Here is a 14,527-nt window from a genome sequence, read left to right as displayed (position 1 = left end):
TGCATGGTCAAGGGCTCCGGGCCAGGGAAGAGGTTCGTGAAAAAACGTGCAGCAGCGTGGCGGACTGCAGCAGGGAAAGGGTACGCCAGCCGGTCCGCCGCTCGATCGCCGCGGCATAGGGCGGCATGTTGGTGCACTCCAGCACCAAGGTACGCAGGTGGGGGGCATGCGCCTGCAGCACCAGCGCGGCGCGCACAACGTCGGCCTCGGCCGCGGCCACATCCAGCCCGGGCTGGTTGCGCAGGATCGGGCCGGCGAAGGCGCCTTCCGGATCCATGCCCTGGACCAGCACATCGCCGAGCCGCTCCTCGGGCACGCCAGCCACCCGCAGGTGCGCCGGGCCGAGCTTGTCGGCGCTGATGGTCAGGACGCCGACCTGGCCCTCACGCGCGAGGCAGCCAGGCAGCGCAAGCAGGCTGGAGGTGACGACCGGCACCTTCACCGCGGCCTGAAGCACCTGCTGCATCAGCACCAGGAAACCGCAGCTGGTGGTGATCGCGCGCACCCCGTCGGCCTGCAGCGCCCGCGCAGCGGCCACGAAAGCGGGCTGCATGCCATTGGCCTGCTGGGCCTCGGCCGTCTGCACCACGGCGGCCGGCCAGGCGCCCGACACCACCCGCTGGCGCACCGGCACGGCAAAACTCGCCGGGTTGCCGATGTCGCCCGGCGGGCGCGGGAAGCGCGTGTCGAGCATGATCACGCCGAGTGCGGCGGCTTCCACGGTTTCCATGGGGGTTTGCAGCGCCATTCGCCTCCTACAGCGACGCGGCCGAGCGGGCCGCCTGGTCGTAGGCACCGGACAGAATGCGCAGCAGCCGCGCCAGTTCGCCCACGTCGCGGTTCAGGCCGTCGTCCAGATTCATTGCATCCATCAGGCAGGACTCGCGGATCTCGCGGTAGCGCTGCACATAGGCATTGCCCTGCTCGGTGGAGGCATAGGTCACTTCCTTGCCGTTCTTGCTCGATGCCACCACGCCCAGGCCCTGCAGCTTCTTCAGCGCGTAGTTGATGAGATGGGTGTCTTCCACATTCATGATGAAGCAGATGTCGGCCAGCCGCTTGTCGCGCGCGCGGTGCGTCACGTGGTGCAGCACGAGCACGTCCAGCGGCGTCAGGTCCTTCAGGCCGGCGGCGCTCATGCAATGCACGATCCAGCGGTTGAAGGCATTGTTGGCCACGATCAGGCCGAATTCGAACTCACTCATCTCGGCGCTGCGCGGCGACACCAGGTGCGCGGACGAAACGATGGGCGGCTTGCCCGCAGCCCTGGGCGCGGCGGGTTGCGCGGTGGATCTAGGGGCCATCAAATTGCCTCCGGTTCGGGTGGTGGGACGCTCGATTCCTGAAATTGTAGAGAGTTAGCCAACAATTTATCGACAATTTTGTGACGTTGCGACAAAATGCGCGGCACAATCTTTATACCTGCACGTCATGTGCGTATTCTTTCCTTGCATGGGGCGGCCAAAGCTGTCCTCGCTGAAACCGGAGTTACCGCAGCAATGTCCGCGCCACCCCTTTCAGTTGCGCCTTTTCCGCCGCCGCTGCTGGCCGTGCGGTCGCTGTCGGTCGAGTTCGACACACCGGCCGGCCGCTTCCGCGCCGTCGATGACCTGAGCTTCGACGTGCAGGCCGGCCGCACGCTGGCCATCGTGGGGGAATCGGGCTCCGGCAAATCCGTCACCTCGCAGGCCATCATGCGGCTCACCGATTATTCGGGCGGCCGCATCGTCGGCGGCGAAGTGCGCTTCCAGTCGCCGGCGAACGGGCCGCTCGACATGGCGAAGGCGGACGACGACACGCTGCGCAGCATCCGCGGCAACGAGATCGCGATGATCTTCCAGGAGCCGATGACCTCGCTGAACCCGGTGTTCACGATCGGCAACCAGATCGCCGAGGCGCTGATCCTGCACCAGGCCATGACCCCGCCCCAGGCGCGCACCCAGGCCCGCGCCCTGCTCGAAAAAGTGCGCCTGCCCGATGCCGAACGCCTGCTTGACACCTACCCGCATGCGCTCTCGGGTGGCATGCGCCAGCGCGTGATGATCGCCATGGCGCTGTCGTGCCAGCCCGCGCTGTTGATCGCCGACGAACCCACGACCGCGCTCGACGTGACCATCCAGGCGCAGATTCTCAACATCGTGCGTGAACTGCAGCGCGACCTGAACACCGCCGTCATGTTCATCACCCACGACATGGGCGTGGTGGCGCAGATGGCCGACGAGGTGGTGGTGATGTGGCGCGGCCGCGCGGTCGAAAAAGGGCCGGTCGAGCGCATCTTCAACGCGCCGCAACATCCCTATACGCGTGCCCTGCTGTCGGCCGTGCCGCGCCTGGGCAGCCTCACGGGCCAGCCGTTCCCGAAACGCACGCCGCTGATCGTGCTCGATGGCCAGGGCGCCGACGCCAAACCCCGCGAGGTCGGCACCGAGCAGGTGCAGGACACGGTGGACGCTTCGGCGCCGCTGCTGGTGGTCGACAGGCTCACGACGCGTTTCGACGTCGCCCACACCCTGCTCGGCCGCGTGACGCACCGCGTGCATGCGGTGGAAGAAGTGAGCTTCGACATCTACCCCGGCGAAACGCTGGCCCTGGTGGGCGAATCGGGCAGCGGCAAATCCACCATCGGCAAGACGCTGCAGCAGCTCGTGCCCGCCACCGGCGGCCGCATCCGCTTCGCGGGGCAGGACATCGGGAGCCTGGACGCCGCGGGCCGGCAGCGGCTGCGGCGCGACATCCAGTACATCTTCCAGGACCCGTTCGCCTCGCTCGATCCACGCAAGACGGTCGGCTTCAGCATCGCCGAGCCGATCCACACGCACCGCCTCATCGATGGCGCCGCGGCGATCCAGGCGCGCATCGCCGAGCTGCTCGAAGACGTGGGCCTGCGGCCCGAGCACCAGCAGCGTTATCCGCACGAACTCTCGGGCGGGCAGCGCCAGCGCGTGTGCATCGCGCGGGCCCTGGCCAGCAACCCGCGGCTGATCATTGCCGACGAATCGGTCTCGGCGCTCGATGTGTCGATCCAGGCGCAGATCATCGACCTGCTCATGGCGTTGCAGGCCCGGCGCAAGCTGTCCTACCTGTTCATCACGCACGACATGGCCGTGGTCGAAAAGATCAGCCACCGCGTGGCCGTGATGTACCTCGGCCAGATCGTGGAGATCGGCCGCCGGCAGGACATCTTCGAGAACCCGCAACACGCCTACACCCGCAGACTGCTGGCCGCCGTGCCGGTGGCCGAGCCGGGCCGGCTGATCGACGCGCGGCTGATCCAGGGCGAAATCCCGAGCCCGGTGCGCAAGGTCGGCCACGAGCCCGCCATCCTGAAATTCACCACGGTCTCGCCGAGCCACCGCGTGGCCGAAGCGGTCCTCTGATTCCCACCGGCACCACAGAGAAAGAAACATGAAGCCTTTCCAACTTAAGACCCTGATCGCCGCCAGCAGCCTGGCGCTTGCGACCCTGTTGACGCCCAGTGCCCAAGCCGCCGGCACGCTCAACGTGGCGATTCACCAGGACCCGGGCAACTGGGACCCGATCGCTACCTTCCTGGTCTCGTGGGGTGCGGTGGGCAGCCAGGTCTTCGATGGCCTGATCATGCGCACGCCCGACATGAAACTCGTGCCGGGCTTGGCCACCAAGTGGGAGTTCCTGGACAAGAACACGAAGCTGCGCTTCACCCTGCGCACCGGCGTGAAGTTCCACAACGGCGAGCCCTTCGACGCCGAGGCCGTGAAGTTCACTTTCGACCGACTGCTCGGCGAGGAAGGCAAGAAGGGCCCGCAGCAGTCGAACTACAACGCGATCGAAAAGGTCGTGGTGGTGAACCCGACCACCGTGGACTTCGTCATGAAAAGCCCCGACCCGGTGCTGCTGACGAAGCTGGCCGGCTACGGCGCGATGATCGTGCCGCCCAAATACATCACGGAGAAAGGCAGCGCCTACTTCGGTGCCAACCCGGTGGGCACCGGCCCGTTCAAGTTCGCCGAATACAAGCCCAAGGTCAGTCTGTCGTTCACGAAGAATGCCGACTATTGGGGTGGCGCGCCCAAGGTCGACAACCTCAACTACCGCTTCATCACCGAGCCGGCCACCCAGGCCGCGGAACTGCAGGCCGGCCGCATCGACGTGGCCAATCAGATTCCGCTGGCGATGATCGACACGCTGAAGAAGGACCCGAAGCTCGCCGTGCAGAGCATGGACGGCCCCGTGGCCCTGGCCATGCGCTACAACACGCAGCGCGGCATCATGAAGGACAGGGAAGTGCGCAAGGCGCTGACCATGGCCGTGGACCGCGACGCCATCATCAAGACCATCCTGCTGGGCAACGCCAAGCCGATCGCGAGCTTCCAGGGTGAGCTGTCCTTCGGCTACGACCCGGCACTGAAGCCGTTGCCGTTCAACCCGGCGCAGGCCAAGGCCATGCTGCAGAAGGCCGGCGTGAAGCCGGGCAGCACGATCCAGATCGACTTCCGCGGTTCGGACAGCAACTTCCGCGAGGTGGCCCAGGCCGTGGCCAGCTACCTGCAGGGCGTGGGCATCACCGCTTCGCTCAAGCCCTACGACACCAACGTGCTGCTCAATGACATCATCCCGAGCGGCAAGACCGGCGAGATGTGGCAGAACCAGTGGGGCGGCTGGACCTTCGACTACGACAACACCGCGTATTCGATGTATTACACCAAGCAGCGCTGGAACCCGTTCGACGACGACGCCAAGCTCAACGCCCTGCTGCACACCCAGCGCAACACCTGGGACCAGGCCGCACGCAAGACCACGCTGCAGGAGATCGGCCGCTACGTCGCCGACCAGGCCTTGGAGATGCCGCTGTACAGCCTGAACACCATCTACGGGCTGAACAAGCGCGCGAAGAACCTGGCGCTGCCGGCCGATGGGCGCTTCCGCTTCGTGGATGCGACGGTGGAGTGAACGCCGGACATTCAACCCATGACGTCGCGTCAACGCCGTTCGCCCTGAGCTCGTCGAAGGGCTTCGACGGGCTCAGCCAGACGGTCATCTCACGGCCTCCATCCAAACGCGCCCCCACTTCTAATCCATGAGCGGCTTCCTCCTCAAGCGGTTCCTCCAGGCGATCTTCGTCGTCCTGGTGGTGACGCTGTTCGTCTCCTATGCGATCCGGCTCTCGGGCGATCCGGCGCTGATGCTGAGCCAGGGCGCTGGCAGCGTGACAGAGGAAGACCTGGCCAACATCCGCAAGGGCCTGGGCCTGGAACGCCCCTTCCTCGTGCAGTATGCGGAGTTCCTGCGCGGCGCGGTGGTGGGTGATTTCGGCAAGAGCTTCATGGGCGGCACGCCGGTCTCCAAACTCATCGCCGACGCCCTGCCGGCCACGCTCGCACTCGCGCTCGTCTCGCTGGGCGTGTCGGTGCTGGTCTCGGTGCCGCTGGGCATCCAGGCTGCGGTGCACAAGGGCAAGGGCATCGACCAGCTCATCCGCATCGTGTCGCTGGTCGGCCTGTCATTCCCCAACTTCTGGCTGGCCATCATGCTGGTACTGCTGCTGGCCATCACCTTCCCGATCCTGCCGCCCTCGGGCTGGGACGGCCCGGCCAGCCTGGTGATGCCCGCGCTGACCATGGCCATCATCCTCTCGGCCACCAACGTGCGGCTGGTGCGCACGGCCATGCTGGAGACACTGTCGGCGCAATACATCATGGTGGCGCGCGCCAAGGGCCTGAAGGACCGCGTCGTGCTGTACAAACACGCGCTGCGTAACTGCGCGATCCCGCTCATCACCTACATCGGCCTGCAGTTCGGCAACCTCATTGGCGGCATCGTGGTGGTGGAGCGCGTGTTCAACTGGCCCGGCCTGGGCACGCTCGCCTTCGAAGCCATCGCCAGCCGCGACTACCCGGTGCTGCAGGGCACCGTTACCGTGTTGTCGGTGATGATCGTGGCCGTCAACCTGCTGGTCGACATCGCCTACGGCCTGGTCGATCCACGTATCCGCACCAAGTGAAGCCCATGCAATCACCTGCCCTGGACACGGCACGAAAAACATCGCGCGGCCTGCCCTGGCGTTCGCTCGAATTCATCCTCGGTGTGCTGCTCACCGGCGCCATGCTCGCGCTGGTGCTGCTGTCGCCCTGGCTCTTCCCGGACGGCGGCGCAGCCATGGACCTCGGCGCACGCCTGACCCGGCCCTTCACCGATTGGGCCCATCCACTCGGGGCCGATCCCCTGGGCCGCGACGTGCTCGCGCGCGTGCTGGTGGGCGGCCGCATCTCGCTGCTGGTGGGCTTCACCTCGGTGCTCGGCGCATCCATCCTCGGCATCACCATCGGCCTGGTGGCCGGTTACTACCGCGGCTTCTGGGACATGCTGCTGATGCGCTGCGTGGACGTGCAGCTCGCCCTGCCCTTCATCCTGATCGCGCTGACCTTCATCTCCATCCTCGGCGGCGGGCTGTTCAACATCATCCTGTTCATGGTCATCTCGCAATGGGTGCAGTTCGCGCGGCTGGTGCGCGGCATGGTGCTGCAGGTGCGCGAGCGCGAGTTCGTGCAGGCCGCGCGCGCGTTCGGCGTGGGCGACCTGGCCATGGTTCGCCACCACATCCTGCCCAACATCATCGGCCCGGTGATCATCCTGATGACACTCAACGTGGCCAACAACATCCTGCTCGAATCGAGCCTGACCTTCCTCGGCCTGGGTGTCGATCCGCTGATCCCGAGCTGGGGCGGCATGCTGGCCGATGGCCGGACCTACATGCAGACCGCGTGGTGGATCAGCGTGTTCCCCGGCGTGGCCATCATGCTGACCGTGCTGGGGCTGAACCTGCTCGGCGACTGGCTGCGCGACCGCATCGACCCGACCGGAAAGCCCTGATGACCACGCTGATCGACACCACCTTCCCCCGCACCCTCGACGAATGGGTGCAGCAGTTCACGCAACCCGCATGGCGCGGTTCGCGCATCGAGGGCTGGCTGTTCGAAGGCGTGGCCGCACGCCGCGCCGCCGAGCGAAGGCTGGCCGAGGCCGGGGTGTCGGCACAGCTGCGCAGCGCCTACAAGCCGCTGGTCTTCCATGTCCTCGAAGAGGTCGAGGCCAGCACGCTGGCCGCCGTTAAGCTGACCTATCCGGTCCATGCGCAGGCGCTGCCGCAGCGCTTCCTGCAGGAGGCCTATCCGCTGGCCGCGCTGCTGGCGCACTGCCGACTCGACTTGGTGGCCGGCGGGGCGGACCTGCACTACCACCTGGTGTGCACCCACCAGGACGGCGGTCGCAGCGAAACCACGGTGTTCGCCCCGAACCGGCTGCACACCGATCCGCAGGGCCTGACGCACCTGTCGCCCACGGGCTGGCTGCGCGCGACAAAGCCGGGCAGCGACACGCCCGCCATCGATGCCGCCTGCGCCACCGATGTCCAGCAGCTCTTCGAGGAGGCCTTGCGCTGCGTGGACGCCCACGCCTGGCCCGCGCGCGAGCCGTATTTCGAACGCCTCGACATCCGGGTCGACATGCCCGGCATTGAGCACCGCACGGCGGTGGGGCACGAAACCATCAGCAGCTTCGAGGCGCTGCACGAGGACCTGTATTTCTCGCTGCTCGAAATGTTCCAGCGCCGCTCCGGCCGCGCCGCGCAGGACCGCCGCTTGCAGCCCGGCCAGATCGTGCCCGACATCCGGGCGAGCCGATATGCAGCACGCCTGCGCATCTCGCACAACCGTTTTGATGCACCGGCGCAGGACCTGTGCGGCCGGGCCCAGCCGGAAGCCGACGTGGCCCTCGAACTGGTGGGCGACCCGCTCTCGCCCGAGCGCATCGCAGCCTGCATGGGGCAGCTTGGCGGCGAGGCCTTCACGGCCAGGAGCCTGCAGGGGCGAGCGGTCGCGGGGCTCTACCGCCAGGGCGCTTCGGCGCCGGTACTCATCAGCGGAGGACAACATGCCAACGAGACCTCGGGCGTGGTCGGTGCGCTGCGCGCGGCCCAGGTGCTGCACACCCGGGCCGACGCGCACTTCGCGCTGATCCCGCTGGAGAACCCCGACGGCTACGCGCTCCACCGCGAACTTCGCCTGCAGCATGCGTCCCACATGCACCATGCCGCACGCTATAGCGCGCTCGGCGACGACATCGAGTACCGGGACCAGCCTCCTTTCCATGAACGGGAGGCGCGCCATCAGGGCCTGGCCCTGTCGGGGGCGCAGCTGCATGTGAACCTGCACGGCTATCCCGCGCACGAGTGGACCCGCCCTTTCTCGGGCTACGTGCCGCGTGGCTTCGAGCTGTGGACCATCCCCAAGGGCTTCTTCCTGATCCTGCGCCACCACGCCGGCTGGCAGGCCGAAGCCGAGGCCCTGCTCGAACACGTCAGCGCGGCGCTGGCCCGCGTGCCCGGCCTGCTGGCGTTCAACCAGCGGCAGATGGCGCTGTACGAGCGCCACGCGGGGCCGATCCCGTTCGCCATCCGGCACGGCATGGCCTGCACCGTGAGCGAAGTCGACCGCCCCGGTGCGCCCGTGACGTTGATCACCGAATACCCCGACGAAACCGTGGACGGCGATGCCTTCCGCCTGGCCCACACCGTGCAGATGCAGACCGTGCTGGCCGCCGTTGACGCATGGCAGCCGCTGGCACGGCGGCACCGGTGATGCGGACCTCGGCCTTTTTTCGGTTACAACCGCGCACAGGGCGCGATATTTGCATGGCCTTGCCACACGCAACTCGAACCCGCTGCGTTCGCTGTTTTCTTTGACCCCTGACCTGCCTGGAGCCCCCATGAAATTCAAACTCGCCCTCGCCGCCGTGGCCATTGCCACGGGCGGCGCCTCGATCGCGCAGACCAAGTGGGACCTGCCCACGGCCTATCCCGCGACGAACTTCCACACCGAAAACATCACTCAGTTCGCCGCCGATGTGGACAAGGCCAGCGGTGGCAAGCTCAAGATCACCGTGCACAACAACGCGGCGCTGTTCAAGGCGCCCGAGATCAAGCGCGCGGTGCAGGGCGGCCAGGCGCAGATGGGCGAGATCCTGCTCGTCAACTACCAGAACGAATGGCAGACCTACGGTGCCGACGGCCTGCCCTTCCTGGCCGACAGCTACGACTCGGCGATGAAGCTGTACAAGGCGCAGAAGCCGGCGCTCGAGAAGAAGCTGGCCGAGCAAGGCATGTTCCTGCTCTATTCCGTGCCATGGCCTCCGCAAGGCATCTATTCCAAGAAGCCGCTGGCCTCCGCCGCCGATCTCAAGGGCATCAAGTGGCGCGCCTACAGCCCGGCCACGGCCCGCATCGCCGAACTCGTGGGCGCGCAGCCCGTCACCGTGCAGGCGGCAGAACTGTCGCAGGCCATGGCCACCGGCGTGATCGAGTCCTACATGTCGTCGGGCTCCACCGGCTACGACACCAAGACCTACGAACACATCAAGTACTGGTACGACACGCAGGCCTGGTTGCCCAAGAATGCGGTGCTGGTCAACAAGGCCGCTTTCGACGCCCTCGACAAGCCCACGCAGGAGGCCGTGCTCAAGGCAGGCGCCGAAGCCGAAACCCGCGGCTGGGCCGCCTCCAAGGCCGAGAACGCGCGCACCATCGACCTCTTGAAGAAGAACGGCATGAACATCCTGCCGCCCTCGGCCGCGCTCAAGGCGGACATGAAGAAGGTCGGCGACACCATGCTCAAGGAATGGCTCGACAAGGCCGGCCCCGAAGGCAAGGGTGTGATCGAAGCCTTCCAGAAGTAACGCCGACCGGCCCGCCCCGCAGACGCCGGCCCTGGGCCGCGCTGTGGGGTGTTTTTCATCCAGAAATAGAAACACCATGCGTAAAACATTGGACTTCCTGTACGACGGCGCGGCCTGGCTGGCGGCGCTGGCCATGATCGGCGTGCTCGTCATGGTTCTGCTGTCCATCCTGGGACGCCAGCTCAACTTCCTCGTGCCCGGTGCCGACGCCTACGCCGGCTACAGCATGGCCGCAGCCGGCTTCCTGGCGCTGGCCCACACGCTCAAGCACAACGAACACATCCGCGTCACGCTGCTGCTGGGCAAGCTCAAGGGCAGCGCCAAGCGCGGCCTGGAGATCTGGGCGCTGACCGCGGCCATCCTGCTGTCTGGCCTATTCGCCTGGTATGCCGTGCGGCTGGCCTGGCAGTCGCATGCCTTCAACGACATTTCCACCAGCAACGACGCCACGCCGCTGTGGATTCCGCAGCTCTCCATGGCCGTGGGGGCGGTGGTGCTGTGCATCGCGTTCATCGACGAATGGGTGATGGAGCTGCGCGGCCAACGGGTGGTGGCCGACAACGCGGAGGCCCTGCACAATGAATGATCTCGCCATCACCGTACTGCTCGTCGGCACGCTGTTCGTGATCCTGGGCAGCAGCGTGTGGATCGGGCTGACGCTCTCGGGCGTGGCCTGGATCGGCATGCAGCTTTTCTCCGCCCGGCCCGCGGGCGACGCCATGGCCGTCACGATCTGGGGCTCCTCCTCCAGCTGGACCTTGACCGCCCTGCCCCTGTTCATCTGGATGGGCGAGATCCTATTCCGCACCAAACTCAGCGACAGCATGTTCCGCGGCCTGGCGCCCTGGGTCAGCCGGCTGCCCGGCAGCCTGCTGCACACCAACGTGATCGGCTGCACGATCTTCGCCGCGGTGTCGGGCTCGTCGGCCGCCACCTGCGCCACCATCGGCAAGATGACCCTGCCCGAACTCGCGCGGCGTGGTTATCCGGAAGACATCACCATCGGCTCGTTGGCCGGCGCCGGCACGCTCGGGCTGCTGATCCCACCGTCGATCATCATGATCGTCTACGGCGTCTCGGCCGACGTGTCGATCTCCAAGCTGTTCATTGCCGGGGTGTTTCCGGGCATGCTGCTGGCGGGCCTGTTCTCGGGCTACATCATCATCTGGGCGCTGCTGCACAAGGGCGCGATCCCGAAGTCGGGCGAAAAGATGACCTTCCTGCAGAAGCTCTTCGAATCGCGCCATTTGATTCCGGTGATGCTGCTGATCGGCAGCGTGCTGGGTTCGATCTACAGCGGCCTGGCCACGGCCACCGAGGCCGCCGCCGTGGGCGTGGTCGGCTCGTTGATCCTGTCGGCCTGTCAGCAGTCGCTGAGTTGGCAGAGCTTCCGCGACGCCCTGCTGGGCGCCACGCGGCTGTATTGCATGATCGCGCTGATCCTGGCCGGCGCGGCGTTCCTGACGCTGGCCATGGGCTACATCGGCCTGCCGCGTCACCTGGCGGAATACGTCGGCAGCCTGGGCCTGAGCCCGCTGATGCTGATCATCGCGCTGGCCATCTTCTACATCATCCTCGGCTGCTTCCTCGACGGCATCTCGATGGTGGTGCTGACCATGGGCGTGATCCTGCCGACCGTGCAGGCCGCGCACATCGACCTGCTGTGGTTCGGCATCTTCATCGTGATCGTGGTCGAGATGGCGCAGATCACGCCGCCGGTGGGCTTCAACCTGTTCGTGCTGCAAGGCATGACCGGCAAGGAGATCACCTACATCGCCAGGGTGACGTTCCCGTTCTTCCTGCTGATGTGCCTCATGGTGCTGCTGCTATGGTTCTTCCCCGGCATCGTGGTCTGGCTGCCGGCCAACATGTGATGCTGCCCCTCCTCGCCATCTGCGTGGGCGCCTGCGTCGGCGCGCTGGCGCGCTACGGCCTGGGGCTTTGGCTCAACCCGGGCACCGCCATGCCGCTGGGCACGCTGGCTGCCAACCTGATCGGCGGCTACCTCGTCGGCGTGTGCGTGGCGGTGTTCCAGAGCCTGCCGCAGCTCGATCCGGTCTGGCGGCTGCTGCTGGTCACCGGCTTCCTGGGCGCTTTGACCACGTTCTCCAGCTTTTCCGCCGAAGTGGTGGGCATGCTGATGCAGCAGCGCTATGCACTTGCGCTCGCCACCGCAGCCGTGCATCTGTTCGGCTCGCTGCTGCTGACCATCGCCGGCATCAAGACAGCGATGTATTTCGTCGCCGGCAGCACGGCCTGACCGGCGCCGGGACCGGGGCCGCCTGCCGGACCGTTCGCCCCGCGCATGTCGAAAAGCTCGCCCCCCGAAGCTGGAGGGCTGGCGTCAACGCCGCCAATCGCCGTGATGGTGCGGCCCATGCCGCCAGCCGTAACCGTAGCCCGGCTGCACATAGATCGGCCGCGGCGCCACATACACCGGCGGCGCCTGGATGTAGACCGGGCGCGGCTGCACGTAGACGGGTTGCGGCGGTGCGTAGTAGATCGGCTGCGGCTGGCTGTAGACCGGCTGCGGCTGCACATACACCGGCTGCGGCGCGTAATAGCCGGGGTTGCCGACCACCACGCCGACGCCAGGCGCGGACAGCCCGATCGAGAAGGCGACGTCACTGCGGGCCTGGGCGGCGCCGGAGGCGGCCAGCCCTGCGGCGGCCACGGCCAGAACGGCGGCAAAGGAACGGAAGCGTGAAGTCATGAAAATCTCCTTGTAAAGCATTCGGCACTTGCATGATGCAAATCCGTTGCATTGATTAAACGCTTGGCGGCCGATTCGGTATACAGGCCCGGCGGTTAAAGCGGTTGCGAGACGTAACACGCCCGGCGGGCCGCCTAGAATCAGGGGATGAGCGCCCCCACCCCATCTCCTGTCCATCCTGCGGCCCCCCACGCGCCGAACGAACCCGCCAAACCGAGCAACTTTTTGCGCCACGTGATCGAGGCCGACCTGGCCCAGGGCACCTACGCCAACCGCCACTGGGCCGGCACACCGGGGGATGCCGCCCACCACGCCGCCGGCATGGCCGACCCGGCCAAGGTGCGCACGCGCTTCCCGCCCGAGCCCAACGGCTACCTGCACATCGGCCACGCCAAGAGCATCTGGCTCAACTTCAGCCTGGCCCAGGAATACGGCGGCGTGTGCCACCTGCGTTTCGACGACACCAATCCCGAAAAGGAAGAACAGGAATACGTCGATTCGATCCGCGACGCGATCGAATGGCTGGGCTACGAGACCTACCTGGCCGACCGCCCCAGCGCCCCCGGCACGCTGCAACCGCACGAATACTTCGCCAGCAACTACTTCGACTTCATGTACCGCGCCGCCGAGTACCTGATCACGGCCGACCTGGCCTATGTGGACGAACAGACGCCCGAGCAGATGCGCCTCCACCGCGGCGACTTCAACACGCCCGGCACCGACAGCCCGTTCCGGGCGCGCACGGTGACAGAAAACCTGGCCCGCTTCCGCGCCATGCGCGACGGCCAGCTCGAAGACGGCGCCGCCGTGCTGCGCGCCAAGATCGACATGGCCAGCCCCAACATCAACCTGCGCGACCCGGCCCTCTACCGCATCCGCCGCGCCACGCACCACAACACTGGCGACAAGTGGTGCATCTACCCGATGTACACCTTCGCCCACCCGATCGAGGACGCGCTCGAGCAGATCACCCACAGCATCTGCACGCTCGAATTCGAAGACCAGCGCCCGTTCTACGACTGGCTGCTCGACCGCCTGGCCGAAGGCAACCTCATCGCCAGCCCGCATCCACGCCAATACGAATTCGCCCGGCTCAACGTCAACCACGTGATCACCAGCAAACGCAAGCTGCGCCAACTCGTCGAGGAAAGCCACGTCAGCGGCTGGGACGACCCGCGCATGCCCACCCTGGCCGGCCTGCGCCGCCGCGGCTACACGCCCGAGGCGCTGAAGCTGTTCTGCGAACGCAGCGGCGTGACCAAGTCGGGCGGCTGGATCGAATACAGCAGCCTCGAAGGCAGCCTGCGCGAAACCCTGGAAAACACCGCCCATCGCGGCATGGCGGTGCTCCACCCGGTGAAGCTGGTGCTGACCAACTGGGACGAACTCATGGGCGCCGGCCACCTCGAGCCCTGCAGCCTGCCCGCCCTGCCCCATCCGCCGGAGGGCGTGGCGCCCGTGCTGCGCCACTTCAGCATCGGCAAAGAGGTGTGGATCGAGCGGGAAGACTTCGAAGAAGTGCCGCCCAAGGGCTACAAGCGCCTGTTCCCGGGCAATAAGGTGCGGCTGAAGGGCGGCTACGTGATCGAGTGCACCGGCTGCACCAAGGACGCCACCGGCGCCATCACCGAAGTGCTGGCCACCGTGGTGCCCGACACCAAGAGCGGCACGCCCGGCGCCGACACCGTGAAGGTCAAGGCCGCCATCACCTGGGTGGGCGTGGCCGACGGCGCGCAAGCCGAAGTGCGCATGTACGACCGCCTGTTCCTGGACGCCCAGCCCGATGCGGGCGGCAAGGACTTCATCGAGAGCCTGAACCCGAACAGCCTGAAGGTCGTCACGGCCATCGTGGAGCCGTCACTGGCGAATGCCGTGGCGGAGCAGAAGGTGCAGTTCGAGCGGCATGGGTACTTCGTGGCGGACAAGGTGGACCATGCGGCAGGCAAGCCGGTGTTCAACCTGGCTGTTGGCCTGAAGGATTCCTGGGGGAAATGATGACGGCCGGGCTGACGGCGGCGCGCTACGATTTTGGTAGCTAACCGCGCACGCTGGATGGGCGCCCGCGCCACATTTTTCGCGTAGCTCACGCCACTTGCCGGGCCTCTG

13 protein-coding genes are annotated in these 14,527 nt (G+C 66.6%); 10 read left to right on the top strand and 3 right to left on the bottom strand.

The genetic code is table 11. From position 1 onward, the window contains the following. Nucleotides 1-7: 7 nt before the first annotated feature. Together RD110_RS05915 and RD110_RS05910 are read right to left on the bottom strand one after the other, a co-directional pair. Entirely contained in the window at nt 8-748 is a 741-nt protein-coding gene (locus tag RD110_RS05915; RefSeq protein ID WP_239467181.1) for an aspartate/glutamate racemase family protein, read from the bottom strand. Nucleotides 749-755: 7 nt separating this feature from the next. Then, entirely contained in the window at nt 756-1,304 is a 549-nt protein-coding gene (locus RD110_RS05910) for a winged helix DNA-binding protein (RefSeq protein ID WP_076197582.1), read from the bottom strand. Between the two features lie 195 nt (nt 1,305-1,499). Between RD110_RS05910 and RD110_RS05905 the strand changes: the two genes are divergently transcribed. From RD110_RS05905 to crcB, 9 genes are all read left to right on the top strand, one after another. After that, entirely contained in the window at nt 1,500-3,377 is a 1,878-nt protein-coding gene (locus tag RD110_RS05905) for an ABC transporter ATP-binding protein (RefSeq protein ID WP_076197580.1), read from the top strand. Nucleotides 3,378-3,405: 28 nt separating this feature from the next. Next, complete coding sequence (locus RD110_RS05900; protein ID WP_076197578.1) at nt 3,406-4,929, top strand: ABC transporter substrate-binding protein; 1,524 nt, start codon at nt 3,406-3,408, stop codon at nt 4,927-4,929. A 127-nt stretch (nt 4,930-5,056) separates the two neighbouring features. Continuing rightward, on the top strand, nt 5,057-5,980 hold the full coding sequence (locus RD110_RS05895; protein ID WP_076197576.1) for an ABC transporter permease: 924 nt from the start codon (nt 5,057-5,059) through the stop codon (nt 5,978-5,980). 5 nt (nt 5,981-5,985) lie between these two features. Continuing rightward, nucleotides 5,986-6,849, top strand: coding sequence for an ABC transporter permease (locus RD110_RS05890; RefSeq protein WP_076197574.1), 864 nt, complete (start codon nt 5,986-5,988; stop codon nt 6,847-6,849). Beyond that, nucleotides 6,849-8,615, top strand: a complete 1,767-nt coding sequence (locus RD110_RS05885) for a M14 family metallopeptidase (RefSeq protein WP_076197572.1) — start codon at nt 6,849-6,851, stop codon at nt 8,613-8,615. The genes RD110_RS05890 and RD110_RS05885 overlap by 1 nt, the downstream gene beginning before the upstream one ends. Before the next feature lie 127 nt (nt 8,616-8,742). Then, complete coding sequence (locus RD110_RS05880) at nt 8,743-9,708, top strand: TRAP transporter substrate-binding protein (RefSeq protein ID WP_076197570.1); 966 nt, start codon at nt 8,743-8,745, stop codon at nt 9,706-9,708. Between the two features lie 76 nt (nt 9,709-9,784). Next, nucleotides 9,785-10,294: a TRAP transporter small permease gene (locus RD110_RS05875; protein WP_076197568.1), complete on the top strand. Its 510-nt coding sequence runs from the start codon at nt 9,785-9,787 to the stop codon at nt 10,292-10,294. Then, entirely contained in the window at nt 10,287-11,582 is a 1,296-nt protein-coding gene (locus RD110_RS05870; protein ID WP_076197566.1) for a TRAP transporter large permease, read from the top strand. Before RD110_RS05875 ends, RD110_RS05870 begins: the two co-directional genes overlap by 8 nt. Then, the gene (gene crcB, locus RD110_RS05865) at nt 11,582-11,968 is read left to right on the top strand and encodes a fluoride efflux transporter CrcB (RefSeq protein WP_076197564.1); all 387 of its coding nucleotides are present in this window, start codon (nt 11,582-11,584) and stop codon (nt 11,966-11,968) included. Before RD110_RS05870 ends, crcB begins: the two co-directional genes overlap by 1 nt. Before the next feature lie 84 nt (nt 11,969-12,052). Here the strand turns inward: crcB and RD110_RS05860 are convergent, their stop codons facing one another. Next, entirely contained in the window at nt 12,053-12,421 is a 369-nt protein-coding gene (locus RD110_RS05860) for a hypothetical protein (RefSeq protein ID WP_083686639.1), read from the bottom strand. A 147-nt stretch (nt 12,422-12,568) separates the two neighbouring features. On the opposite strand from RD110_RS05860, the gene RD110_RS05855 reads away from it, so the two are divergent. Next, entirely contained in the window at nt 12,569-14,416 is a 1,848-nt protein-coding gene (locus RD110_RS05855; RefSeq protein WP_076197562.1) for a glutamine--tRNA ligase/YqeY domain fusion protein, read from the top strand. Nucleotides 14,417-14,527 lie beyond the last annotated feature (111 nt).

Source organism: Rhodoferax koreense, from assembly GCF_001955695.1.
Taxonomy (GTDB): domain Bacteria; phylum Pseudomonadota; class Gammaproteobacteria; order Burkholderiales; family Burkholderiaceae_C; genus Rhodoferax_B; species Rhodoferax_B koreensis.
Note: the sequence above shows the minus strand (reverse complement) of the source record. Positions and strands in the feature narration are given on the sequence as shown.